The sequence below is a fragment of the Photorhabdus antumapuensis genome, from assembly GCF_020387775.1.
In the GTDB taxonomy this organism is placed as follows: Bacteria; Pseudomonadota; Gammaproteobacteria; order Enterobacterales; family Enterobacteriaceae; genus Photorhabdus; species Photorhabdus antumapuensis.
Genome location: NZ_JAHZMK010000024.1, coordinates 264,014 through 290,275, shown reverse-complemented (window position 1 = coordinate 290,275; position 26,262 = coordinate 264,014). Strand labels below are relative to the sequence as shown.

Below are 26,262 nucleotides of genomic sequence, written 5' to 3'. Positions count from 1 at the left end.
GTTATGTCTCAGCCTTTCTGGCAGGTAAAAACCTTAGATCAGATGACGGATGAAGAATGGGAGTCATTATGTGATGGTTGTGGGCAGTGTTGCTTACATAAATTGATGGATGATGATACCGATGAAATTTATTTCACTAATGTTGCTTGCAATCAACTCAATATAAAAACGTGCCAATGCAAAAATTACGAAGATCGTTTCAGATATGAACCGGATTGTATCAAATTAACCCGTCATAATTTGCCGACTTTTGCATGGTTACCAATGACTTGTGCATATCGTTTGCTTGAAGAAGGGAAGCCATTATTACCGTGGCACCCTCTGATTAAAGGTTCTAAATCAGCAATGCATAGTGAAAGAATTTCTGTTAGGCATATCGCTGTACGGGAAATTGATATTGTAGAATGGGAAGATCATATTATTAATAAACCTTGATAATGATCTAACTATACCCAATGGATTTCAAGATGGATCGCGACGGCAAGGGAGCGAATCCCCGGGAGCATAGATAACGATGTGACCGGGGTGAGTGAGTGCAGCCAACAAAGAGGCAACTTGAAAGATAACGGGTATAACTATAATTTAATAAATTATTTTCTGTGTTTCCCACGTTGGGGGCTTGCTCCAGAGCTAAGTTAACCAGTGGGTATATCCACCAAAATGAACTAAAGGTTGATTGTATATAATTGCATCTATACTATTACCATTAGGTAATTGAACCTGTGGTCTATTATAGGAGGCATAAAGTATGCCAATACATGTGGGAAACATAGAAAAGATTACCAATGATTTCATCCAATTGAGTGAGTTAGAGTTCAATCGTGTTCTGTATGATGCTCTTGGTTCCTCTGGTGCTAATATTGTGCATGATGTGGATGAACTCATTTTTCCGCCAGGTTACCGGTTGATCAGGGTTGATAACAGGCTAGATTTGGATGATATAGATGAGCCCTACTTTGAATTAGCGCTACTTAGTGACGAAACAAAAGAAGTCGTTTATTACAACAAAGTTATTATAATAAGTGACTTAGTTCTTAATTGTCGCCTCGCTTCGCAGATACTTGTGTGGCGAACGAGGAAGCCACAACATAAAGCGGCATTAAGTGATTTGGCTGCTAAAATCTTTTTCCACTATCTGATTAAAACCTATGATGTTGTTGCTTCAAATATGAGTCAAATAATAGAAGGAACCTCTTTTTGGCAAGCTAGAATGTATGAGGCGTTACAGTTTGGGCTTCATGTTTACGGTTATGATGTTATGACCTGTGAATTAAGAAATATTTTAGCTGAAGATGATGTGAGTAAAGAGCAGAGTTGGTTGTGGGGTAATATGGAATATTATATGGATAGACTGGCGATTATTTCTAGGATCAAACTGCCTAATAAGTAATTAATTTTGCCAGGTTATATCTGAGGTGAATATAATGGTTCGAACTAACTCGAACCATTATTAGTTAATTACAAAGCGCCGGAAATCCAAACATTAATTCTCTCATAAAAAGATTTAATTGATTCCCATGCTCTGCTTATCCATTCAGAGAGTTGCCTGGCTGCATCAAGTATAAAATTTGAAAGCCTACCAAACAAACTGGAGAAGAATGCATTAGTTTTTTCCATAAAACTTTGTATTGCTGCTCTGGTGTTAGGAAATTGTAACCCGAATTGAATGGCTTTATCGTAACTTGTATCAATTTGTCTGTTGTTCTCATCTTTGGTTCTTTGACGAGATTTATTCATGTTATCGATCCAGTCTTGGTCTGCGTTATCTGGATCGGCAGCAATCGCTTCTTGATATTTCTGTGTGCTATCAGTTACACTTGCCTTAGAAACGTTTGTCGTTGAATTAGCACCAGATTTCACAGAATCTTTCAATTCATTAATAATACCATCTATTTCCTTATTTCCGGTAATATCTATACTCTCATATTGTTCCCCAAGCATATTTGCATATGCCTGGAGTTCAGGTGTCGATGGCAAAAATGGTTCAGTTTTAGAATCATTTAATATATGTTTTGCGTGTTGGCTCATTTCGTTCATCAGGTCGATAAATTGAATATCAGTCAGTTCAATATTGGACATAAATTATTTCCTTTTATTTAGTTAGTAAACTATTTATTAAATGTAAAAAGTGTATAACTCTTTATTTAAGTTTGAAGGAATAAGTTAAAAATAAATTACATTATCTATATCTCTTTATGTCGATTTTGGTTCTCCTATAATGTTTAAAAGTTTAATATCAGCGGTAAATTTATTGCTTAGATATTATTATTTGGAAGTGCCGGAGAGTCATTTCCGGCACCTAGAACATAAAACACTTGGACAAACAGAGCTTAATTCTGAGTCCATTCAAGGAATTTCACTCTGCTAAATGTTTAATACTAACTTTATGAATGATTTTTTTGATTACTGAACTTTATAAACCAATGTATTGTCGGGATGAGATAGTGTCAGTTTGTGATCTTTCAACTTCACTTTAACGCCATCGGCTAATACTTGACCAATCAGGTAATCCCATTTGTTTAATTTTTCATCAGAGCAAAGCATTTGAGTGCTGGCCAGGTTTTTAACGGTCAGTACACCATTTTTCAGTTTGCCTTGACCCATAAAGAGATTACACATGGAACCAGAAACATGCATTTTTTCCCCGAATTCAATGGTTGGTACGCGACCATCTTGATTTTTTACACCTTCGCCGTTAACGCTCACCAGAACAAATTTATGATGTTGTAAATCATTAACTGACACGTTTTCTACCGCAGAAGCTTGGAATGTGGCTAACAATAAAGTTGCTGTTGCCAAAGGTAGTATTTTTTTCATGTTTATCTCCTATATATTATTTTAAGGGTACTTACTAACAATATTCGGGCAATTTTTCCCGTTGATTAATTGCTGGATATTTCTCAGCGTAGTTTCACTGATACTGGTTAAGGCTTCTTCGGTCAGGAATGCCTGATGACCGGTAAATAGCACGTTATGACATGAAGACAAGCGACGAAAAATATCATCCTGAATTACGTCATTAGATTTATCTTCAAAGAAGAGGTCGCGTTCATTCTCGTAAACATCCATACCCAGAGCGCCAATTTTTTGTTGTTTTAATGCGCTAATGGCTGCGATGGAATCAATTAGGGCCCCTCGGCTGGTATTGATGATCATGACGCCGTTTTTCATTTTACTGAAAGCAACTTCATTCAGCAGATGATGGTTTTCTGGTGTTAACGGGCAATGAAGGGATATGACATCAGATTGCGCGTACAGCGTATCCAGATCGACATATTGAGCACCGAGATCCAAAACAGCTTGATTGGGGTAGGGATCATGAGCTAGCAGACGCATACCAAATCCGTTAAGAATACGTAGAGTTGCAATACCAATCTTACCGGTTCCGATAATTCCTGCTGTGCGGTTGTGCATATTGAAACCAATTAAGCCTTCAAGAGAGAAATTGGCGTCACGGGTACGTTGATAAGCCCGGTGGATACGGCGGTTTAAGCACAACATTAACCCGACGGTATGTTCAGCAACAGCTTCAGGGGAATAGGCTGGAACCCGTACAACCTGAATACCCAATTCTTCAGCCACATCCAGATCGACATTATTAAAACCTGCGCAACGTAATGCGAGGATTTTTATATTCATTTCAGCCAATTCTTCAAGTACTTTACGGTCAGCATTATCGTTGACGAAAATACAAACAGCATCTGCGCCAATAGCGTTTTTGGCCGTTTTTGAACTGAGAGGGAAATCGAAAAACTCGAAATCATAACCAAATCCGAGCTTTTTATTGACCTGCTCCAGATGTTTGTAATCATACTGTTTGGTACTGTAAACGACTAATTTCATGGAATTATCTCCGCTATAATTTAAGTAGCTAATAAATTGTTTTGAGCTTAAATTATTGCTGACGTAAAGGGTTAAATAAACCGATAAATTAATTAACTCTATAAGTGTATTGCTTGTTGCTTCCCTATATGTTCAACATAATTTTCTTAATAATCAATGTCTTAGTTTAAGGCGTGTCTGCTAAATTATGGAGTAACAATAGAAGTAACCGATCTAAGGCTTAAGTAAGGAGAGGCAAAGATTTGATAACCAAAGGGTTAAAAATATTCATTACCATACTAATGTTATTGGTATTGCTGATAACGGTGGGATGGTTTTCGATTCCTCATTGGTTACCTAAGGCCATCGGTCACTGGTTACCTCCAGGTATGACGGTTTCATTGAAACAACCAGAATGGAAAAATGGGGCTTTGCAACTGGCTGATATTTCATTGCCGGTGAAGGGTTGCAGGCTTATTCGTGTATCGCGATTATCTGTTAGTTACCCATATTCAGAGATAGATAACAGTTATCATTGGCAATTAAATGCCGCAGATATTAGCGGGGATATCAATTGTCTAAATCAGTTGCCTAAATCTACGCAGAGCCTTGTTCCATTATCTGTTGCTGATATTTTGGCCTTTATTCCACAAGGAAGTTTGTCCGTGGAAAATCTTTCTCTTCATCTCTGGCAAGATTTTGCTGGAAAACTAAAATTCAATTCTTCTCCTCAGGGGCAAAAACTCAGTTATCAGGGAAAGAATGTTAAATTGTCAGCGCATATTTATGGTAAGGAATCGCTAGTTATTGACCAACTGGCAATTAAATTACCAGAACAGGAAATTAGCCTTAATGGTGAAATGACTTTACCACTTAATGTGGACAAACTACCTCCTCACGGTGAAGTAAAAGGTAAAATTATTGCCAGGCAATATGCGCACCCGCTAAATCTCAAGTTAGGTTGGCGAGAGAAATCCGGCAAACTTATTATCAAAGAAGAGGGGGTGACAATACCTTTGGCTGAATTACCTTGGCAGTTTAGCCGAGAACAGCTTGATATCACTGATGGTAAATGGCAGTGGACTGGTGCGGAGCAACCTTTTGCGGGTGGAGTGAATATTAAGATTGCTCATTGGCAACAAGGGTTGGATAACCTGCTAATTAGTGGCCGTATAAATTTGGTCACGCAGGGTGAACGTGGTAAAGCGAATATTGTGTTAACGATAAAGCCGGGTCGGATAGGATCATTAAATACACAGCTTCCTTTTCAATTAACAGGTCAGATTAATGTGCAGGATATGATTATGGCTATGTCATTGTCTGCGATAATTAATGGTCCGTTGGTTAATCCGAAAATGACTTTCCAGTCAGGTTCGTTGTTTCGGGCTTGGGGGCGTTTGTCTGATGAGTTTATTGTTAAAGATGCCCGATCACCGTTAGCGGGAACTTATCTGACACGTGAAGGTTTTACTGGTCGGTTACAGGCGATTGTTAATGCGCAACACCGTGACTGGGGAAAATTCCGTTTGCATCTAGATGGTCATGCCGAGGATTTTATGCTGGATAAAGGCTATTGGCGTTGGAATTATTGGGGAGATGGCTATTTGCCGCCACTACAGGCTAAATGGGATATCGTCGGAAAAGGGCGTTGGCGTGACACATTGATTAGTGTCAACGAAATGACGACCGGCTTTAATATTATTAAACACGGCATGATCCGGGTGGATACGCCGCGTCTACAATTAACAAAACCATTGGAATGGCAACGTTCAGAAAAATTGCCCGCCTTTAATGGTGAGTTACGGCTGACAGCGAAGAAAACATCGTTTCGGTCCGGTGGCTTTTTGCCCCCCGCTGAGCTGACAGCAAAATTGACAGGAGAAAGCCCAAGCAACTTTATTGTTAATGGTGATCTTTCATCAAGAAATATGGGTCCGATCCCTTTTTACAGTCGTTGGGATGGAGCAAGATTGCGTGGTGAAGCGCGTTGGCCTACTCAATCCTTACTCGCATTTCAGCCGTTGGTGCCTAAAGATTTAGGGATAAACTTACGATCAGGTGATCTTTATGCACAGGCCGCTTTTTCTGTCACACAAGGGCAAGGTTTTGTTGCGGGTGGTCACTGGGTGGTAAAAAATGGCAGCATGTGGCTTAAAGATGGTGAAATCAGTGGACTTGATTTTGTCTTACCGTGGCGGCTGAGAGATAGTATCTGGCAATTTGGTGTTAAATCGCCGGTTCATCTACGAGTGAAAACGATTAATAACCTGTTTGAAATGCGTAATTTGACGGCGGATTTACAGGGATTTTATCCACCATCGGAACAAAAATCGCTGGAACTGACTAACGTGAATGTAGGTATATTGGATGGACATATTAACCTAGATAAATTAAGGCTTCCTCAGCATTATCCTGCTATTTTGACGCTTGATAAATTGGAGTTAAGTCGCCTTTTTACTGCGTTGAAAATTAAACAATTTGCGATGTCCGGCAAAATCAGCGGAAAATTGCCGTTGTTTATTAATAATGAACGTTGGATAGTTCAGCAAGGTCGGATTACCAATATCGACCATATGACCTTACGTCTGGATAAAGACACGGTAGATTCCATTAACAAAGATAATATTTCCGCCAGCGCCGCTATGGATTGGCTACGCTATTTAGAAATCAGTCGTTTACGGGCGCAAGTCAATCTTGATAATTTAGGCGTTCTGACACTTGATGCTGAAATTCAAGGTGTTAATTCATTAAGAGATAAAAAACGGCAAGTCAAGCTGAATTACCATCATGAAGAGAATATCTTTCACTTATGGCGTAGCTTACGGTTTGGTAACAATCTTGAAGATTGGTTACAGCAGAATATATCTGTATTAAATGGGAGTGATAAATGACAAGACAAACCAGAACGAAGCTGTTCTTACTATCAATGGGGCCCTTAATTCTGTCAGGTTGTATACGCCTTGAAGTGGCAACACCTGAGAAGCCTATTAATATTAATATGAATGTCAAAATTGAGCATGAAATTCAGATAAAAGTAGACAGGCAAGTTGAAGAGATGCTCAAGAATAATACGGGCTTATTCTAGGGGGTATTATGAAGAGAACAGGTACGGGAATATTATTATTGGTTAGTGTATTGTTCAGCTCTTCTGTTGGAGGAATGACCCTGAATGAGGCAAAGCAGAAAGGGTTGGTCGGTGAAACTTTCAGTGGTTATCTGGCTATAGTGAAAACAGATAGTCAGGCACAGGCTTTGGTGACAGAGATTAATCAGGCCCGTGAGAAAAAATACGCAGAGATTGCGGCTGGCAATAATATTTCTACAGAGCAAGTGGCTAAACTTACTGGCGAAAAACTGGTGAACAGAGCTGAACTTGGTGAGTATGTGCTTGGTATTAATGGTAAGTGGTTGAAGAAATAAAAGCGCGTCGGATGACGCGCAAAAGACAGCAATATAAAAATATAGGTAATGTATGAATTATAAACAAAAACGTGGCTATCAGGAAGCTATTGCTTCCAAAACTTCACGGGCGGTTTGTTGCGCCTGATTTGCGGCATCAGGGCCTAACCCTACCCCTTCGGCAAAAACAAACTCTACATCAGTGAGACCAATGAAATTTAGGAACAGACGCAGATAAGGCACTAACAGATCACTAGGGCCGTCTTTATGGACGCCACCCCGGCTGGTCAGGATGATTATCCGTTTGTCTTTTAGCAGACCTTCAGGGCCATTCTCGGTATAACGGAAAGTCACGCCAGCACGGGCTATCAGGTCAAAATAGTTTTTCAGTTGGGTTGGAATGTGGAAGTTATACATAGGCGCAGTGATAACAATAACGTCATTATCCTGCAATTCCGCAATGAGTTCGTCAGATAATGTCAACGCCTCTTTTTGGCGAGCGGTCATTTCATTGCCACTCGGACGCAATGCATGAACCAGTTCATTATCCAGAACAGGAATGGGTTGTGCAGTCAGGTCGCGTACTGTAATGTTGTCATCAGTATGATTGGCTTGCCACTTTTCAATGAAGAAATCTGCCATTTGGTTAGTATGTGAATGCTGCGCCATAATGCTGGATTTAAGAACCAGAACTTTACTCATGTTTATTCCTTAAATTAACCTTTGATAGTTCACTTGTTAATCACGATATAGTTATTCTATGAGTTATTGCCTTATGGTAACAGAGCAATATTTAGAGAATAGAATTCAAATTTATTGAAAGACTTTTACTCACGTTGATATAGCGTGGCGGAAATATCCGCTGAAATTATTACCAATAAATAGGATGTGTTACTATATCGCCAATAAAAACTGGCTAATTAGCAAAGTAAGCAGTTACAAGGATCAATATAAGGTGAAAGAGTCTCAGAAAATCATTAACCGTCAGGCTGCTTGTCCAACGATCAAATATCCAGAAAACTTGCCTGTCAGCCAGAAGAAAGATGATATCTATAAAGCTATTCGTGACCATCAAGTTGTCATTATTGCTGGTGAAACCGGTTCGGGTAAAACAACACAGATACCGAAAATTTGTCTTGAATTAGGCCGGGGAATAAAAGGTCTTATCGGTCACACTCAACCCCGTCGATTGGCCGCTCGCGCGGTTGCTAATCGTCTGGCGGAAGAATTGGAAACTTCAGTGGGTTCTGCTGTCGGTTATAAAGTCCGGTTTAGTGATCATGTGGGCGATAATACGTTGGTTAAGCTGATGACCGATGGTATTTTGCTGGCGGAACTGCAAAATGACAGGCTGCTTAAACAGTATGACACGCTCATTATCGATGAAGCGCATGAGCGTAGTCTGAATATTGATTTTATTCTGGGTTATTTGCGTCAGTTGCTGCCAAAACGTCCTGACTTGAAAGTGATTATTACCTCGGCGACTATTGATCCTGAGCGTTTTTCCCGCCATTTTAATCATGCGCCAATTATTGAAGTTTCTGGCCGAACCTATCCGGTGGAAGTGCGGTATCGTCCGGTCATGGGGGAAGATAATGACGGAGATCGGGATCAGCTTGAGGCAATTATTGATGCTGTTGATGAACTCAACCGGGAAGGGCCTGGAGATATCCTGATCTTTATGAGTGGAGAGCGGGAGATTCGTGATACAGCCGATGCGCTGAATAAACTGAATCTGCGTCATACCGAAGTATTGCCATTATTTGCGCGTCTTTCTAACAGTGACCAGAATCGGATTTTCCAGTCACATACGGGGCGGAGAATTGTGCTGGCAACTAACGTGGCAGAAACCTCGTTGACTGTACCGGGAATTAAGTATGTGATTGATACTGGGTATGCACGTATCAGCCGTTACAGTTATCGGACGAAAGTACAGAGGTTGCCGATTGAGCCAATATCACAGGCGTCGGCTAATCAGCGGAAAGGGCGTTGCGGACGTGTGTCTGACGGGATCTGTATCCGGCTGTATTCAGAAGACGATTTCCTTTCTAGGCCAGAGTTTACTGATCCAGAAATCCTACGTACTAACCTGGCATCGGTCATTCTACAAATGACAGCAATTGGCCTTGGGGATGTTAGCGCATTTCCATTTGTGCAACCGCCTGATAAACGTAATATTCAGGATGGTGTTCGGCTTCTGGAAGAGCTTGGGGCTATTGACCAGAGCACTATTGATCAGAGCACAACGGCTAAGGGTAATTACCGTCTTACATTAATAGGGCGACAGCTTGCTCAGCTCCCGGTTGATCCCCGGTTGGCCCGTATGGTATTAGAAGCTCGTCATCATGGTTGTGTGCGTGAAGTGATGGTTATCACTTCTGCGCTGTCTATTCAGGACCCAAGAGAGAGGCCACTGGAGAAACAGCAGGCTTCTGATGAGAAACACCGTCGATTTGCCGATAAAGACTCCGATTTTATTGCATTTCTGAAATTATGGGATTTTTTGAAAGAGCAGCAAAAGGCACTCTCTTCGTCGCAATTTCGCAAGCTTTGCCGTCAAGATTATCTTAACTACCTGAGAGTCAGAGAATGGCAGGATATATACACCCAGTTAAGACAGGTTGTAAAAGAAATTGGTCTATCGGTAAATAGTCAGGATGCAGATTACCGCGGTATTCATACTTCATTGCTTTCTGGGCTGTTATCCCATATCGGCCAAAAAGATACAGATAGACAGGAATATACCGGTGCGCGTAATGCGCGTTTTGCTATCTTTCCTGGTTCTGGTTTATTCAAAAAGCCACCTAAATGGTCAATGGCGGCGGAATTGGTTGAAACCAGTCGCTTGTGGGGGCGTATTGCTGCGCGAATAGAACCTGAATGGGTTGAACCGTTAGCTACACATTTAGTGAAGTATCATTATAGCGAGCCGCACTGGCAAAAATCTCAGGGTGCGGTAATGGCTAGGGAAAAAGTCACTTTATATGGTTTGCCCATTGTGGCTAGTCGTCTGGTTAATTACAGCAAAATTGATCCAATGCTCTGTCGTGAGTTGTTTATCCGTCATGCGCTGGTGGAAGGTGATTGGCAGACGCGGCATGCATTTTTCCGAGCTAATCTGAAATTACGCGAGGAAATTGAAGAGTTAGAACATAAATCCCGTCGTCGTGACATTCTGGTGGATGATGAAACCCTGTTTAGTTTCTATGATCAATGGATACCTCAGAATGTGGTTTCTGCTCGCCATTTTGATCGTTGGTGGATGAAGACAGGTAAAGAGCAACCGGACTTGCTTAACTTTGAAAAAAATATGTTGATCAAAGGTGATGCCGATAAAATCAGTGCGCTGGATTACCCTAATTACTGGTATCAGGATGCATTGAAATTACGGCTTAGTTACCAGTTTGAGCCGGGCACGCAAGCTGATGGTGTGACAGTGCATATTCCGCTGCCGGTGTTGAATCAGGTTAAGGATGAAGGGTTCGATTGGCAGATCCCCGGTATTCGCTATGATCTGGTTGTTGCGCTGATTAAATCATTGCCAAAACCGGTTCGTCGTAATTTTGTCCCTGCACCAAACTATGCTCAGGCATTTATGGAGCGGGTACCTCAACCACAATCGACTTTGCTAGATAGCTTTGAGAAAGAGTTACGGCGGATGACTGGTGTTACGGTGTCACGTGATGATTGGCAGTTAGAGCAAGTACCAGAGCATCTCAAAATGACATTCCGAGTGGTAGGTGAGAAGAACCGGACTATCGCTGAGGGTAAAGATTTATCTGCGCTGAAATTACGCTTGAAAGAGAAAGTTCAGGAGACCCTCTCCGCTGTTGCCGATGATGGGATTGAACAAAGTGGGTTGCACATCTGGAGCTTTGGTGAATTACCGGAACGGTATGAGCAGAAACGTGGCGGTTACTCTGTCAAAGCATTTCCTGCGCTGGTGGATGAAAAAGAGAGTATCGGTATCAAACTGTTTGAAACCGAACTGGAGCAACAAATTGCCATGTGGGCAGGTACTCGTCGTCTGTTGTTACTCAATATTCCTTCACCAATTAAATACTTACATGAAAAATTGCCGAATAAATCCAAATTGGGGCTCTATTTTAACCCTTATGGCAAGGTATTGGATTTGATTGACGATTGTATCTCCTGTGGTGTGGATAAATTGATGGCAGGGAATAGTGGGCCGGCTTGGAATGAACAGGATTTTATTCAGCTACAGGACAAGGTTCGGGCTGAGTTGAATGATACTGTTGTGGAAATAGCTAAGCAGGTGGAACAGATACTTACCACGATTTTTGCGATCAATAAACGTCTCAAGGGGAGAGTGGATATTTCATTCGCCTTACCATTATCGGATATCAAAGTGCAGCTTTCTGGTCTGGTTTTCAAAGGATTTGTCACCGTTAATGGTTGGAAACGTTTGCCGGATGTCCTGCGTTATCTGCAAGGCATTGAGCGCCGCCTTGAAAAATTAGCGATTGATCCGCACAGAGATAGAGCACAAATGGTACGTGTCGAAAATGTTCAGCAACAGTGGCAGCAATGGCTGACAAAATTATCACTGCAACAGAAACAGTTACCTGAGGTGCAAGAGATTCGTTGGATGATTGAAGAACTGCGGATCAGCTTGTTTGCCCAGCAACTGGGTACGCCATACCCAGTTTCTGATAAGAGAATTTTGCAAACGATGGAGCAAATTGCTTCTTGATTAAAGAGGAAGCTCATATTTTAAACTGCGCCGCAAATTTTACATTTGTGGTGTCGTTTTTTTATGGATTGGTAAAGCCACCTATTCTAAAGGTGGCTTTCTACTGAGACTGAAACGAATGAACTGGTTAGCAGGTACTTTCCGTATGTTTAGCTTTGTTAGCCTCAACGAAAGCATTAACCATCGCGGTTTTATTTTTGCGGTTACGATCATAGTCAGCCTGAGTTGCCTTCTTTTTGGTTGTTGTAGCACGTTTTAACAACATAATTGCCTCCTCATTGAATCTTCATACTCTGGATTCTTCAATATAATCCAGAAGGGAATCATCTTTATTCTGGTCATTGTAAAGATACCCTTCGAAAAATATCATTTCAAGAATGATATTTGGGAATTCCAATACCCTGATTTCCTGTATTATACAAGCCTGTTAATATTATCGATTATAGGGATAAGTAGTTATATCCTTTCATTCCAACTATCAGAATGGACTATATTTCCATCATTGTGTTTCCAGGTAATTTTTTCGTAGCGAAGTTCAATGATTTCCATATGATTGAATTTCTCTTTTGATGTATCCTTGATATCCAGCATAACGGGAACAATATTCACTATTTTCACATTTTCCATTAAGGTATTAAAATATTCCTTTTCTTGACCATGATCGTTTATTTTATACCATTTAAGCTCTGCTGATTTTAGTGTTTTCCCCGTAGTCAATGCCTTATAAAGATATGGGGATGACGAATCAATTTCTTTCTCAATCATAAATGGAAGGTGTTTCCTCGTTCCAGTTAATTTTCCTGTATTATCATCAGTGGTGGTACTGACGCTATGATGAAGACCTAAAATCTCAATACTGCCTTCTCTACCATAGATATCAACGGAACCTTTAATATCTGCTCCACCGTCGTCTTTTATATACATATATAGAGGAATAGCCATTATTAATCTCCTTCAGAAAACGATTTTGAATTACCGGTGGCAGAAATAAGCTTTTGTAAGCATTTTTCACCACTTTTACTTTTATACAGTACACGAATACTATCAACGACATACTGATTCAATTCTGCTTCTGTTCCTCGATAAAAAGGCAGTGAGCAGACAGAGTCAGTGCTAATTGAAACATTGGAATCATCAAGAATAGATAATACTCCGTTTACGTTTTTCGGTAATGCAGTAGCTAACGCTGTTGATAGTGTTTCTGATGAATGGGCATCACTTCCCTTTGCAAGTAAAGGAGCTACTTTGAGCCACGCTATATCTCCACTTGCAATATGATCTGTTATATAATCCCATTCTCCGTTGTCTCCCTCTGGCATATTTGCAATTACTGCTCTTGCACCTTGCTGCTTTATTTGTAGGGTCAATTGCTTTGGTGTTAAATTCGGATATGGATTTTTAGCCGTAACATGATGATCCACGGCCAATGAGCTAAATGATACCAGTATTAAAAGCAAAACCAGTTTTTTCATTCGACCACCAGAATTGTATCGCTAGAGTTGGCTATCTCTTTTCTGAGATTAGAGCCATTTATAATGATGCAACCATGTGATGCTTGCCGGTATGTGCCATCCCGTCTATCACCATGTATTCTGAAAAGAGAGCGTCCAAACGTATTAGTTCCCATAATAGGGTCTAATATTACGGTGACCCTGGTTATTGAGTTAGAGTAACCGTTGATTCTGTAATAACCGCGGGGAATTGGTCCTTCACCTTCAACCTGTTCCATAGATGGGTTATTTATCCCTGTTCCGTGACCGCTATAACCTTTTGCAATAAAAGAGCCGTTATGTGTTAGCTCGCCAGTGCTTTGTGAATATTTCCACGTCATACTTGTTTCCATTAGTAAATATTAAGAAATTTAACTTTAAACTTAATAAACATTTTTAAAAGCATAATTTTGTAAAAATAGTAATACTTTTGTAAGCATAAGTATTTAAGATGATAAGTTAAGAGTAATTTTAATGATTATTGATTTTAGTAAGTAGGTATGAACGATAAACGAATTGTATAAGATAAATTTGCTCTATTGGAGAAAGAAGTTCAATTCTATATTGAGAATCTCTTATCTCTTGCAGGTTCATTAGATTATAATTACGCTCATAATTTTGTGTATAGGGTGTAATACTATGAGATCTACAATTGCTACACGGGCTGGAACCAAGAAAAATACTAATGTATACCTCACTGATGATCTGGTGGATGCGGCTCGTAGCTTAAATATGAACTTATCGTCTATGTTGGATGGGCTTTTGGCACAGGCTGTAGAAGCTAAAAAGTACGGTCAGAAAGAAGATAAACAAGATATGCAGGCAATCAACGCATTTTTGGAGCGTGCAGGGATAATTACGGATGATGAGTTTTTTGGGAGCTTTTGATGTTTATTGTAACTTTTCAACAAAATTAATTGTTCCACTGACTTCAACAGGAGAAATGGAGCTAACTCGTAAACGTATTACGCCGGTAGTCGATATTAATGGTGATAAATATTACGTATTTACTCCGGCTATTACATTCCTTGACTCCAATAAAATAAAGAAAAAAGATTTTATATGTAATGTTGTAATTTCACGAGGAGAAATTCTCTCAGCAATTGATGCTATTATTACTAACACATAACATGTTAATTAGTGGGCGTAATCTACTGAACTTTCTAAAAAATTTTTCAGATAAAAATAATCAACTAACAGCGCATTAGCCAAGAAATAAAATTTCTATACCTAATAGATTTCGAGTTGCATCGCGACGGCAAGGGAGCGAATCCCCGGGAGCATAGAGAACTATGTGACCGGGGTGAGTGAGTGCAGCCAACAAAGAGGCAGCTTGAAAGATAACGGGTATATAACTGATGCAGATAAACGTATTACTGATAAGTTAATGTCATTGTTGCGGTCACATTTGCTTGGCCGGGAGTAATATTGCGATCAGTTTGAAAATAGCGGGCGTGTAAAGGGATAGATAACTTCCCACCTGAATGGCTATTACCAATATTTATTTGTGAATGGATAATGACAGGTTGGTTGTTGTAAAGAATTTGCATACCCACACCGGAAGCGGTTGTATGATTATCATTTTGATCAAGCGCCCATACATGATATAAGTTATTTTTTGCTTTCTTTCCATCAAGCATTAATTGAATCTGGACATCATCATCACAATCTAAAATAACCTCAAAATCTTTTCCTCCTGCGGTACTGTTAATACCAGAAAAATCACTTTTTTTAATATCGCCCATAGGGACAGTAATATTATTATTTCTCAGTGAGCAGCTTTTGGTAATAATCCGGGTATTTCCTAAGCGGTAAGTATGCACGATATGGTTATTTACCCGTGCCTGAATTAACTGCTCATTTTTGACAAAACCAGAACCTGTTGTTGGCGCTATTTTTATTAGCTGAATTGTCAGATAACCCCATGTTTTACCACAATACCAACGACCAGAATTATCGCAGCTTACAGGGTTATTAGCGATACGGGGTAACCAGTCGATACCATAGTCGGGGCCCCACGTATTTATTCTGATACCAACACCGGGAACACCGGATTCATAAATAGCATCCTTGTTATAATCTGCACTTTTATAGGATGTATATCCCCATGACGTATTAACGTTTGTATCGCAATAAAAGATATTGCTTTTATTGTCTAATTCATCTGCGCGATATTCATAAATGGTTGTGCCAATAGGGTGATCCCTTGGGACATATAAGGTTCCAAAAGAGAGATGAGTGATTTCTGGTTTAAATCCTTTCTCAAACTGGCAGTTAGCGGCAAAACTATAAGGACTGACTATCAAACCAATTAATAAGTTGGTAATAATGATAAAATATTTAAATTTATTGTAAATATTAAACATGGCGTTTTCCTGTAGCTTGTTATTTACAGTGTGCTTCTATTATATAAATACCGGATAAAGGAATTTTTTCTGGTAGTTTGTAATTAACGACACATTCCTGAATATCTTTATATCCCCATTTAACGAATAATCGTCCATTATCGGGTAAACCAGTGAGGTAAACTTGCCCTTCGTGACTAACAATTGCATTGTTTGTTTCATCAAGGTCATGGTGTTTTTCTAACGTGACAACTGCACCAAAAGGAAGAGGATTTTCTTGATAATAGAGATTGATTAGAACTCTGTGACCTATCCGGGTTTTAAAATCGGCCAGGACTAATGCCCCACGAGTAGGAATAACGGTTTGGGCATTAATGTCAATATCGACATTATCTGCTAATGAATGAGTATCCAGTGCGATCCGATTTTTCCGATAACTGCTGACATAGGGAATAACTGCATAGCCATTCCAATCGGTGGCAATACCAACATTATTTTGGATCTTTATTCCTTGAGCGCCATCAGCCCGAACTAATGCCAATGTATCTCCCAAATGTTGTGAAAGTGTAATGCCGTATGGGTGAGCAACAATGCCTCCTTGAAGACCATAATTCAGTTGGTGAGAATGACGATCATAGCTATAACCAGTACTAAATTGACCATAAGCGCCTTTATATTCCGCATGAATATGACCGCCAGCGCCAGTACCGTGATTCGTGTAATTCTGCTGTAAACTATAGATTAAATTATTGTCTTCCAGCACTGTGCCACTTAAACCCACTTGATGGGAAATATCTTTGTTTTTATTGGTATTAAAATTATAACTGGTCCAGCTATTCTTTAGCCAGCGATCTAATGGAATCTGTATGCTGAATGAAAAAAGCTGTTCATTTTTATCTGTATCTGGAAGTTGGCTATAGGTATAATTCAGGCTGTAATTAATATTATTATAATTGGTGCTATAACCTGCATTGATATTACGTTCATAGCCACGTTGCTGCCAATAATTTTGTTGAAAGGCGGACAGATATAAACTGCCAAAATTCCCCAGAGATTGATTAATATGCAGTTGCAATTTACTTCTTTTATTGGTGCGGTAACGCCAGTCACTTTTATTAGAATCACCTATGTCATTGGCTTCTTTAAAATCATAAAAACCACGTGTCGAATAACGATAACCTGCCAGAGTAAAATTAGTTCCGGTTAATGAAAGGTCTTTTGCATATTGAAAACGGTAGGATTGCCCTTTGGTACTTATATTAGATGGTAAATCGGTGTTAGCGTGAGTGATGTCGAAAGAGAGAGAACCTAATATACCAAAGTTATAACCTGATCCTAAAGCAACGGATTGATAATCTTTTGAAAAAATTGTACCACCATAGGTAGTGATATTATTAGAAAAACCATAGACTAATGCGCTTTGGGTAAAATTAGGTTCTCGCTCATGATTATTTGATGATTGATATTGGCCCAGTGTTATCGAATATTGCAAGCCTCCTTCCCGTAACATAATCGGTATAGTCGAAAAGGACTGAGTAGATCGATATTCCTGACCATCTGCTTCCTTGATAATAACGTCCAAATCTCCACTTGTTGTGGTTGGGAAAAGGTCATTAATGACAAATGGACCCGGTGAAACATAAGTTTGATAAATGATATAGCCGTTTTGCTTGATTGTAACTTGAGCATTACTTTGAGCAATTCCTCGGATACTAGGGGCGAAACCTTGTAAGCTGTCTGGTAACATATTGTCATCAGAAGCTAACTGTAAGCCGCGGAATTGAACACCCTCAAAAATATAGGAGGGGGTAAAGCTGTCACCTAGCGTTAATTGTCCTTTTAGTGCGTGAATATCCCGTTGTAAATAGGTGTTAATACTTTTCCAACTCTTATCACGACTGGTATAGGTAGAATAATTGCGTAGGCGCCATGCTTGCCAATTAGCACCCGTTCGAAGATTCAGATAATGGGTCTGCGTAGAGCCAGATGGATTATCTTGCCAGGTATTTGAACCACTATAATTATAGTTAATCAGTAATGAAGTTAATCCTTGCTGCCATAATTCAGGCGAAACATAACCTCTTGCCTGATTGTTTAATATTGCTTGTGGAATACTGATATCCAGTCTTTGCTGACTAAAATTGAAGACGGTGCTTGCTGATGGAATATATTGGCTTAAATCAGACAACTCTGTTTCTGGTGGTAAACTGACCAGCTCTGGAAAGCTATCAATTTTTACTCCCATATTCTGTAATTGCTGAATTGTCAGCTTGGGCAGCAATTTATTATTTATCGTGACAAAAGTTACGTTCCTGGTATCTATTTTATCTCTATTAAGGTAAATATCTACCCAGTAAATACCGGGCGGATGGTCATCTTGCGTGAAAATAGAGAGATCAATATTTTCAGGTGAACCAAAATCAGTACCTATTTCCAGTGCATGAATGTTGAAATAATCTTTAGAATAAGTTTTAGCCGGGTAAAAAAGTACGCCAACAGCTATAAATGGCAATAATAAGAGCCATGAATGTTCAATATTGTATGGTTGCTTATTAGTCTTATGCTGTGAGCACTTTCCCATAATTAATTTTCTGGCGTAGAGTAATGTAATGGTTTTATTAAATGGTTGTTTTTTCCTCGGCGGTAGCACCACCAAAATCATTAATTGCTTTCCAATTTACCTGTTTTATGTTCTTTGTTGGCAGAGGCCAGCTTAGTTGGCTAAAGGGTTTAATCATGCCCGCAGGTTTTATTTCATGTTGATCGACTTTCAGGTAAGAGAATGAAATGAAATAAGGGGTGGGGTTCTCTGCGATCAGTGAATTATTTTCCGTACGGAATTTGAGCTCTTTGTATGCAGTACTTGACTTTTCTGCTAAATTTACAGGACGGTAAAATAATTTAAACTTTGACTTAACTGTTATTTGTAATTGATTCTGATCTGATTTTGTAGAGGTAGGAATAGACTTTACATTTAACCAAAAAAGTGATTCCCGATCTTGAGGCAGGTTACTTTCTGTTTTTACAATACGCAGGATATTTTCATGGCCTGCTGCGAGTTTAAAGATGGGAGGAGTAACGATAAAAGGGGTCTTCGTATTGTCATTTTCATCTTGGATCCAAGATTGAATCAGGTAAGGGGCATTTTTTTCCGGGTTATTTATAGAAATAGACGCTTCTTTTTTGTCACTCATGTAAATAACACGGGTTCCACCAATGACGACCCCTGCGATAGCGAAATTTACACTGATAATATATAGAAAAATTATTGTGAATAGGCGTTGATACTGCACGGTAACATCTCCGGTTTATCGTGTTTTTATGCGTTATTTTGTGGGATTTATGGGCATCCATGCCCTGTACTTCTCTATACCCGTTATCTTTCAAGTTGCCTCTTTGTTGGCTGCACTCGCTCACCCCAGTCACATAGTTATCTATGCTCCCGGGGATTCACTCCCTTGCCGTCGCGATCCATCTTGAAATCTATAGGGTATATTAGAAACAAAACGTGAATGAAGTTATGTTCTAAATTTAGCTTGTCTTAGTTATAAACAATCGTAAAATTGGCGACTGCATCACCCGAGCCTGGACTAATTACTTGGGCTGTAGCAACATATTTTGCCATGAACTTCAATTCTGCTGTTTTTTGATCAGTAAAAGCTTGGGATTTGGAGGCTTTTGCCAAAGGAATCAACGTTGAATTATCTTCTTCATAGATACCAATAGCAACACCATCGGCGACTGCTTGGTCTTTATCATTGGATAAGGCCAGAAGATTGTTATTTCTATTATCTATCTGCCCGTCAAATTTAACTTGCGCATGAGTATATTCTGGTGGGCAATCACTCATCTTAATGCTAAAGGGTGTTGCAGCTGCGGTACTATCTACACCACTAAATGCATTGGAGCTAATTGTTCCCATGTTTACGTTTTGGTTTGCAGAATCAGTATCGATTTTACAGGCATTCGCGATGATATTACCTGTAAAGTTGATTTTTCCGTCTGCGGCATTTGCTACAGAAATAAATACAGAAGATGCAAGTAAGGATAAAATAATCAGTTTAGCTTTCATTTAAAATAGATCCTAACCCTGCCGAGCATGGTGTCAGGGCAATAGAAATACTGATTTAATGGGAACTGTATAAACATCAATACAGCGTGTAAATATTTATAGCTTTTACCCGATAACAACAACGATAACTTAAACTGTGTCTTTTTCGGGATAAAGCTGGGTGATCATAGCGATTAATTAGGAAAAATCCAAAGAATGACTCGATAATGTATTGTATTTAAGACTTTTATCTGTATTTGTATCTTAAACAGGATTATTTTTTAATATTAACGTGATTTATTGTATGTAATAAATCATTATGCTAATTAATGAGAATATCTTTTGATTAATAATTAGTTATAAAATGAATTGTGATATAAATCACAATTCATTTATCACTCTTAAGAATTTATTTTTTTGTTCTATTATTTTTATGTTATTACCTCTTGCTGTTATTTTCTTTTTGAGAGTGTTTATTATGATAGGGGTAAGTTATCTGGATTAAATTACTCTATAATTTTCTCGTGTGATCTTTCTATTTTATTGTTTATACCTAATAGATTTGGAGCCGCAGCGCGGCAGCAAGTGAATGAATCCCCAGGAGCATAGATAACGATGTGACTGGGGTGAGTGAAAGCAGCCAACAAAGCAGCAGCTTGAAAGATGAAGGGTATATAGCAATGCCTATCTCAGTTGGTGTTATGAATCTTCAACGCAATTAACCCTGTAAGGGAGGAAAATGAAACAGTTCGTCTTTATATTGGGCTTTTTGTCCATTGTGCTCGCAGCCGTGTATCCTGTTTCGGCCATGCAAGTAGAGCAAAAAACCGCCAACAATGGCGTGGCATCGATCGAATATTCGGTGCGTGGGGAAGGGCCACTGCTCATGGTGATTGCTTCAACCGGGCGGGGAACGGCGGAATTCGCGCCGCTCGCCGATCGACTGGCGATGCGCGGCTATCGCGTTGCTCTGCCTGAGCCACGCGGAATCTCGGGATCGACCGGTCCGATGGAAAATGTGACCTTCCACGACTTTGCCGACGATTTTGCGGCGGTGATTGCGGCGGAGGGAGGTAAGGCAATCGTGGTGGGGCACGCTTATGGCCATTGGATCGCCAAGACGATTGCCTCGGATTATCCCGAAATGACGCGTGGCATAGTACTTCTGGCAGGGGCTGCGAAATCTTGGCCCTCGGAGCTTTCGGATGCGATCATGGTGATTAGTGATCCGAAATCCACCCGAGAGGAGCGGCTGGCGAAACTTAGACTTGCCTTCTTCGCGGCAGGCAATGATCCGACACCTTGGCTTGAGGGTTGGCATTCCGATGTTATAAAAAGCCAGTCTGCGGCGCGCAAGCTGACTAATCGTAAAGATTGGTGGGCTGGCGGGACGGCGTCAATCCTCGATCTACAGGCTGGTTCCGACCCGTTTCGACCAGAAGCGTCTCGGATGGAGGCGAAGGACGAGTTTGGTAACCGCGTTACTGTCGCAATGATTGAAGGGGCCAGCCATGCGCTACCCGCCGAAAAACCGATCGAGACAGCGGATGCCATTGCGGATTGGGCTGACAAACTGAAATAATTAAAAACAATACCCGGTCTCTATCAGGGCATTCGTACCGAAAAAATTTAGTGCGAATGCCTCAAGCAGAGGTGATTCCGATAAGACGAAATGGATACCTTACCTCAAGTTTTACACCTTTGCCGATGGTGATCAGGAATACATCTATCAACATCGGCATCTTGAAAATCACCTTGATTTCCTCCTTCAACATGCTGTGAGTAATTTTCGAGTTCGACAAAAATTGCTAAATAACCATCCCAATTAAGTTACATTAACAAAATTAGTTACAACATACTAATAAAGATAACAATAAAAAGTATGATAGAACAACGAAAAACCAAACAAACTGCTATATGAAAATCCCAAAAGCCATTACAGGAGAATAATGGCTTGGATCTGACGGGATTACTTGATTAGCAACCTAGTGGCAGGGATTGCTATTATCAGCAATGCGGCAATAGTGAGCTTTTCAGCCAGATGTAAGCTATTTTTCTGTGGGTTTTGGCGGCGTGCATATAAAAAAACAATAAGACCAGGCGCATAGAGAACAACAGACAATAACAAATTCATCAAACCGGATGCATAAAGCAGCCATATGCCATAAATGCATGCTCCAACAGCAATGAGTAATAACCCCTTATTGCTACGATCAATAGCGACTTTTAAAAGAAATGCTCCGACAAGGAAATAGGGCACTAAAATCATCTCTGATGCAATTGTCAGCAATGAATTGTAGTTGCTTCCACTTAACCAGATCAAAACGAGAGAGAGTTGTACCGCGCTATTCGTGAACCACAATGAAGATGATGGCGCATTATTGCGGTTTTGTCGGCTAAATACTTTTGGAAAAGAGCCGTGTTGAGAAGCGATAAATGGCACTTCTGCTGCCATGATTGTCCAACTCAGATAGGCACCACAGACGGAGACAATCAATCCGGCAGCAATAATGATTTCACCTGCGGAGCCAACAAGTCCTACCATCAGGTTTGCCATTGATGGATTGCGCATTGCTGCTAACTCAGGTCGTGATACTAATCCAAGGGAGAGTAGGGTAACCAAGATATATATTGCTAATGCCGCAATGACAGCTAGCATGGTTGCAATACCAACATCTGTCCGTTTTTTCGCCCTGGCTGAAACCACAACAGCACCTTCAATACCAATAAAAACCCAAAGGGTAATCAACATGGTATCTTTTACTTGTTGCCAGACAGGAACCCCTAGATCGATACCTTTAAAGTCGAAATGAAAGATATCCATTTTGAAGGCTATGGCAGCAAGTATGATGAAAGCACCCAAAGGCAGTAATTTTGCCATTGTCGCCAATTTGTTGATTCCGGCTGCGGTTTGAACGCCACGGAGTACTAACCAATGTACGAACCAAAGTAGAATAGACTCTCCCAATAGGGACTGCCAAGTATTGCCGTCACCAAAGATGACAATGCCTTCTTTATCAGTAAAGAAACTCAGGGCGGCAAAAACGATAACCAGATAAGAAACATTGGCAACGATTGCGCATAACCAATATCCCCAGGCGGAACAGAAGCCTATTAGCTCACCAAAGCCTTCTTTGGCATAAGTGAAAATCCCCCCATCAAGATCCGGACGAAGACGAGAGAGCAGTAACAGTGCGGTAGCCAGGAACAGGATACCGACACCTGTTATTCCCCAACCGATCATTAACGCTGCTGGGCTGGCGATTTCGGCCATATTCTGCGGTAAGCTGAAAACACCCGCACCGACCATAGAGCTGAGTACCAGAGCAGTAAGAGCTGTGAGACCTAGTTTCTTTTCCAAAAATATGTTCCTAATATGACATAAACTGCATTATTAACCGGTTCATTATCCTGATCATAAAGATGAACTGGGTATCGGGTTTTTATCGCTTCCAAGCTGTACAGGATGGAGAAACAGACTGACTGAACCTAGAAATAGGGGGGGATTCTACGAAGGGTATGGGCTGGATGCAATGGTTTTCTATGCAAATAACTATAAAATTTATGCATTGTTTGATGGTCAGTTTGGTGATGATTAAGTGTGGTTAGATGGCAATTTATTTTTATAATGCTGTTTATTGTACTGAGGTAAATAGGTAATAAGAATGAATTACGATGGTGTTATTACTAATTAAGTAATTTTTATTTTAATTTTTTCGATCGATCTCAAAATTTAATAAAAATGGTTGTGAAAGATAACGTTTTATCTCTAATTTTTATTTTGTTATGTAATATTACCGATAAGTAATAATCATCTCTTGTTTTCATGTCAGATTATTAAATTAATCTATTGAATATGTAGTTTCATAATGTCATGAGTATTTTATCAAATTAAAACATATGGAATGTTTTTTAATTTATTGATTTAATTTAAATATTTATTGATTTTTAATTGATTTTGTTAATTTTATATTTAGGTTAATATATTATTTATTGATTTCTTTATCAGTAACTAATTAATTTCCTACAATGTGATATAAAACTAATCTTATATAAAAATAGAAAAATCATGTTGACAACGACTGCTTTGATTTATATTGTTTGTGAAAATATTACTCTGCCATTTATTAACTTGTTTTTCTTGTATATGTTTTTAATTTTCAGGAATGATTATATGTACATATGCCAAAAAATATTCTCAGATGGTGAGAGGACAGCTGTCATTCAAATTTTTATCTTTTAGGTGCCGATGAATGGCTCGGTATTAAATATTCATAAAGGTTAGAACATATGAAACGTGTTCTTGTAGTGTCGTATTCCCAAAGCGGCCAATTGATCGAGGTGGTAAAAAGCGTAATTTCACCCCTGCAAGAGTCTGACGAGATATACATCCGTGAAGTTGTTCTGAAACCGATTCCGGAATTTGAATTTCCCTGGAAGTTTTCTAAATTTGTTGATGTTTTCCCGGAAACAGTGCAGTTACATCCGCCTGAGCTAGCGCCTTTAAATCTAGAAGACGAAGAACCTTTTGATTTGGTCATATTAGGCTACCAGGTTTGGTATTTATCACCTGCTCCTCCGATAACGGCATTTCTTAAGAGTGAAGAAGGAAAACGTTTACTTAATGGCCGACCGGTGGTGACAGTTATTGCTTGTCGAAACATGTGGTTGATAGCTCAGGAAACGGTCAAAAGATTGCTACATGAAAGTGGAGCGTATCTGCGCGATAACGTGGTCTTTGTTGATAAAGCAAACTTTTTTGCAACAGTATTCACCACCCCGATATGGCTAATGACAGGCAAAAGACAGCCATTTTCTAGCTTACCGCGGGCAGGCGTATCGGTGGAAGACGTTAAAGATGCTAAACGTTTTGGTGATGCATTGTTGACCGCGCTCAAAACGGATAAAGAGAAAGTTGATGCTCCGATGTTGAAAGGCATGAGAGCGGCAGTTGTCGACCAATCTTTTATTTTCGGTGAACGTGCGGCGCATCGAGGATTTAGATTTTGGTCCGGGCTGATTTGCCGTGTAGGCAAACGAGGGATATGGGTAAGACGCTCTTTATTAGCGTTGTTTGTCACCTATTTGATATTGATGGTACTAGTTGTTTTTCCTATTTCAGTGGTTGTTCGTCGTTTGCTTACCCCATTACTTAAAGAACGTCTTAATGAATTACAAAAATACTATGAACAACCTTCTGGTTCTGCGCGCTATGATGATAAGGAGATAAATAAGTAAATGAGTAACAACGTTTATATCACTAAAGTTTCCGCGTTTATGCCAGGAAACCCGATAGATAATAATACAATGGAATCTGTCCTTGGTTTTGTTGGTGGTCGTCCATCAAGATCTCGTCATATAGTCCTTCGCAATAATGGTATCAAATATCGCCATTATGCCCTGGATCCAGAGACGGGTGAGACAACTTATACATCTGCTCAATTAGCGGCTGAGGCAGTAAAAGGTTTGGTTGATGAACATTTTTCTTTAGATGATATGCAAAGTCTGGCAGCAAGCAGTGGTACTTCTGATCAAATTATACCGGGTCATGGTGTCATGGTTCATGGAGAGCTCAAAAATAAACCATGTGAAGTTATCTCAACTGCCGGTGCTTGTGCTGCGGGTATGACCGCGATGAAATATGCTTATTTGTCCGTTCTCTCGGGAACGACAAGTAATGCGGTTTCAACAACGTCGGAAGTACCTTCCACTGTATTGCATGCCCGCAATTTCCAGAGTGAAAACGAAGCTCGGGTTGCAGAACTGGAACGACGCCCTGAAATCGCTTTTGAAAAAGATTTTCTGCGTTGGATGCTTTCTGATGGTGCCGGCGCTGCTTTACTTGAAAACAAACCTCGACCTGATGGTGTTTCATTACGAATTGATTGGATAGATATTTACTCTTTTGCTAATGAGCAAGAGACCTGTATGTATTCAGGTGGAGAAAAGTTAGCAGATGGCAGTTTGAAAGGCTGGTCACAAATGAGTCAGGCTGATTGGCTTGCCTATTCTGTTTTCTGCATCAAACAAGATGTCAGATATTTAAATGAGAGGGTCGTTAAATACACACTTACCGAACCATTGAGACGGATAGTTTCTGATCGTAACTTATCGGCAGAATCTATTGATTGGTTCTTACCTCATTACTCATCTGAATATTTCCGCATGAAATTTTCCGATGGTCTTGAAGATATTAATTTTGGTATTGAACAAGAGCGTTGGTTTACTAACTTAACAATGAAAGGAAATACCGGATCGGCTTCTATTTATATCATGTTGGATGAGCTTATGAAGTCGGGTAAATTGAAGAAAGATCAGCGTCTGTTATGTTTTATCCCTGAAAGTGCCAGATTCACAGGAGCATTTATGCACCTGACTGTCGTGTAAATATTTAATCTTAGTGTTAATGAAGAATGGGGAACCAACCTGTTTCCCCTTGTA

General features: G+C 39.8%; 23 protein-coding genes and 1 pseudogene. 11 read left to right on the top strand and 13 right to left on the bottom strand.

Translation table 11 applies throughout. From position 1 onward, the window contains the following. Positions 1-3: 3 nt before the first annotated feature. Positions 4-435: a YcgN family cysteine cluster protein gene (locus KZ793_RS10960; RefSeq protein ID WP_225815362.1), complete on the top strand. Its 432-nt coding sequence runs from the start codon at positions 4-6 to the stop codon at positions 433-435. Between the two features lie 313 nt (positions 436-748). After that, a complete protein-coding gene (locus KZ793_RS10955; RefSeq protein ID WP_118984774.1) occupies positions 749-1,390 on the top strand; it encodes a hypothetical protein in 642 nt (213 codons plus the stop codon). Positions 1,391-1,458: 68 nt separating this feature from the next. On the opposite strand, the gene KZ793_RS10950 is transcribed toward KZ793_RS10955, so the two are convergent. The 3 genes from KZ793_RS10950 to KZ793_RS10940 form a co-directional block, all read right to left on the bottom strand. Next, a complete protein-coding gene (locus KZ793_RS10950) occupies positions 1,459-2,079 on the bottom strand; it encodes a hypothetical protein (protein WP_225815361.1) in 621 nt (206 codons plus the stop codon). Positions 2,080-2,403: 324 nt separating this feature from the next. After that, positions 2,404-2,817 carry a heat shock protein HslJ gene (hslJ, locus tag KZ793_RS10945; protein ID WP_225815360.1) on the bottom strand — a complete coding sequence of 138 codons (414 nt, stop codon included), beginning with the start codon at positions 2,815-2,817 and terminating at the stop codon, positions 2,404-2,406. 21 nt (positions 2,818-2,838) lie between these two features. Next, on the bottom strand, positions 2,839-3,843 hold the full coding sequence (locus tag KZ793_RS10940; RefSeq protein WP_225815359.1) for a 2-hydroxyacid dehydrogenase: 1,005 nt from the start codon (positions 3,841-3,843) through the stop codon (positions 2,839-2,841). A 242-nt stretch (positions 3,844-4,085) separates the two neighbouring features. Between KZ793_RS10940 and KZ793_RS10935 the strand changes: the two genes are divergently transcribed. The 3 genes from KZ793_RS10935 to KZ793_RS10925 are packed head-to-tail and all read left to right on the top strand — an operon-like array spanning position 4,086 to position 7,242. Beyond that, a complete protein-coding gene (locus tag KZ793_RS10935; RefSeq protein ID WP_225815358.1) occupies positions 4,086-6,713 on the top strand; it encodes a YdbH family protein in 2,628 nt (875 codons plus the stop codon). After that, positions 6,710-6,907: a YnbE family lipoprotein gene (locus tag KZ793_RS10930; protein ID WP_225815357.1), complete on the top strand. Its 198-nt coding sequence runs from the start codon at positions 6,710-6,712 to the stop codon at positions 6,905-6,907. The genes KZ793_RS10935 and KZ793_RS10930 overlap by 4 nt, the downstream gene beginning before the upstream one ends. A gap of 8 nt (positions 6,908-6,915) precedes the next feature. Beyond that, positions 6,916-7,242 carry a YdbL family protein gene (locus tag KZ793_RS10925; RefSeq protein ID WP_225815356.1) on the top strand — a complete coding sequence of 109 codons (327 nt, stop codon included), beginning with the start codon at positions 6,916-6,918 and terminating at the stop codon, positions 7,240-7,242. Between the two features lie 78 nt (positions 7,243-7,320). On the opposite strand, the gene KZ793_RS10920 is transcribed toward KZ793_RS10925, so the two are convergent. After that, on the bottom strand, positions 7,321-7,923 hold the full coding sequence (locus tag KZ793_RS10920) for an FMN-dependent NADH-azoreductase (protein ID WP_225815355.1): 603 nt from the start codon (positions 7,921-7,923) through the stop codon (positions 7,321-7,323). Between the two features lie 265 nt (positions 7,924-8,188). Between KZ793_RS10920 and hrpA the strand changes: the two are divergent. Further along, positions 8,189-11,935 (top strand): annotated as a pseudogene (gene hrpA, locus KZ793_RS10915) (ATP-dependent RNA helicase HrpA); the annotation flags it as partial. A gap of 127 nt (positions 11,936-12,062) precedes the next feature. Here hrpA and KZ793_RS10910 read toward each other — a convergent pair. The 4 genes from KZ793_RS10910 to KZ793_RS10895 all read right to left on the bottom strand — a co-directional run bounded on the left by KZ793_RS10910 (position 12,063) and on the right by KZ793_RS10895 (position 13,766). Beyond that, complete coding sequence (locus KZ793_RS10910; protein ID WP_225815353.1) at positions 12,063-12,200, bottom strand: hypothetical protein; 138 nt, start codon at positions 12,198-12,200, stop codon at positions 12,063-12,065. A 191-nt stretch (positions 12,201-12,391) separates the two neighbouring features. After that, complete coding sequence (locus KZ793_RS10905) at positions 12,392-12,877, bottom strand: Hcp family type VI secretion system effector (protein WP_225815352.1); 486 nt, start codon at positions 12,875-12,877, stop codon at positions 12,392-12,394. 2 nt (positions 12,878-12,879) lie between these two features. After that, positions 12,880-13,407 carry a hypothetical protein gene (locus KZ793_RS10900; protein WP_074524809.1) on the bottom strand — a complete coding sequence of 176 codons (528 nt, stop codon included), beginning with the start codon at positions 13,405-13,407 and terminating at the stop codon, positions 12,880-12,882. Further along, complete coding sequence (locus KZ793_RS10895) at positions 13,404-13,766, bottom strand: tlde1 domain-containing protein (protein ID WP_112876018.1); 363 nt, start codon at positions 13,764-13,766, stop codon at positions 13,404-13,406. The genes KZ793_RS10900 and KZ793_RS10895 overlap by 4 nt, the downstream gene beginning before the upstream one ends. 298 nt (positions 13,767-14,064) lie before the next feature. On the opposite strand from KZ793_RS10895, the gene KZ793_RS10890 reads away from it, so the two are divergent. Then, a complete protein-coding gene (locus KZ793_RS10890) occupies positions 14,065-14,313 on the top strand; it encodes a type II toxin-antitoxin system CcdA family antitoxin (RefSeq protein ID WP_225815351.1) in 249 nt (82 codons plus the stop codon). Then, positions 14,288-14,554, top strand: a complete 267-nt coding sequence (locus KZ793_RS10885) for a CcdB family protein (protein WP_225815350.1) — start codon at positions 14,288-14,290, stop codon at positions 14,552-14,554. The genes KZ793_RS10890 and KZ793_RS10885 overlap by 26 nt, the downstream gene beginning before the upstream one ends. Positions 14,555-14,798: 244 nt before the next feature. Here the strand turns inward: KZ793_RS10885 and KZ793_RS10880 are convergent, their stop codons facing one another. From KZ793_RS10880 to KZ793_RS10865, 4 genes are all read right to left on the bottom strand, one after another. Further along, positions 14,799-15,791, bottom strand: a complete 993-nt coding sequence (locus KZ793_RS10880) for a fimbrial protein (protein ID WP_225815349.1) — start codon at positions 15,789-15,791, stop codon at positions 14,799-14,801. A gap of 19 nt (positions 15,792-15,810) precedes the next feature. Beyond that, positions 15,811-18,432 carry a fimbria/pilus outer membrane usher protein gene (locus KZ793_RS10875; RefSeq protein WP_317987457.1) on the bottom strand — a complete coding sequence of 874 codons (2,622 nt, stop codon included), beginning with the start codon at positions 18,430-18,432 and terminating at the stop codon, positions 15,811-15,813. Beyond that, entirely contained in the window at positions 18,389-19,063 is a 675-nt protein-coding gene (locus tag KZ793_RS10870; protein ID WP_225815348.1) for a fimbrial biogenesis chaperone, read from the bottom strand. The genes KZ793_RS10875 and KZ793_RS10870 overlap by 44 nt, the downstream gene beginning before the upstream one ends. Positions 19,064-19,311: 248 nt before the next feature. Further along, positions 19,312-19,842 (bottom strand): fimbrial protein, encoded by a 531-nt coding sequence (locus KZ793_RS10865; RefSeq protein WP_225815347.1) that lies wholly within the window; start codon positions 19,840-19,842, stop codon positions 19,312-19,314. 718 nt (positions 19,843-20,560) lie between these two features. Between KZ793_RS10865 and KZ793_RS10860 the strand changes: the two genes are divergently transcribed. Further along, on the top strand, positions 20,561-21,403 hold the full coding sequence (locus tag KZ793_RS10860; RefSeq protein ID WP_225815346.1) for an alpha/beta fold hydrolase: 843 nt from the start codon (positions 20,561-20,563) through the stop codon (positions 21,401-21,403). 387 nt (positions 21,404-21,790) lie between these two features. Here KZ793_RS10860 and KZ793_RS10855 read toward each other — a convergent pair whose 3' ends face one another. Further along, the gene (locus KZ793_RS10855) at positions 21,791-23,182 is read right to left on the bottom strand and encodes an amino acid permease (RefSeq protein ID WP_225815345.1); all 1,392 of its coding nucleotides are present in this window, start codon (positions 23,180-23,182) and stop codon (positions 21,791-21,793) included. A gap of 929 nt (positions 23,183-24,111) precedes the next feature. Here KZ793_RS10855 and stlC point away from each other — a divergent pair. After that, complete coding sequence (stlC, locus tag KZ793_RS10850) at positions 24,112-25,059, top strand: stilbene biosynthesis aromatase StlC (protein ID WP_225815344.1); 948 nt, start codon at positions 24,112-24,114, stop codon at positions 25,057-25,059. Then, positions 25,060-26,208: a beta-ketosynthase StlD gene (gene stlD, locus KZ793_RS10845; protein WP_225815343.1), complete on the top strand. Its 1,149-nt coding sequence runs from the start codon at positions 25,060-25,062 to the stop codon at positions 26,206-26,208. The last annotated feature ends 54 nt before the right edge of the window (positions 26,209-26,262 follow it).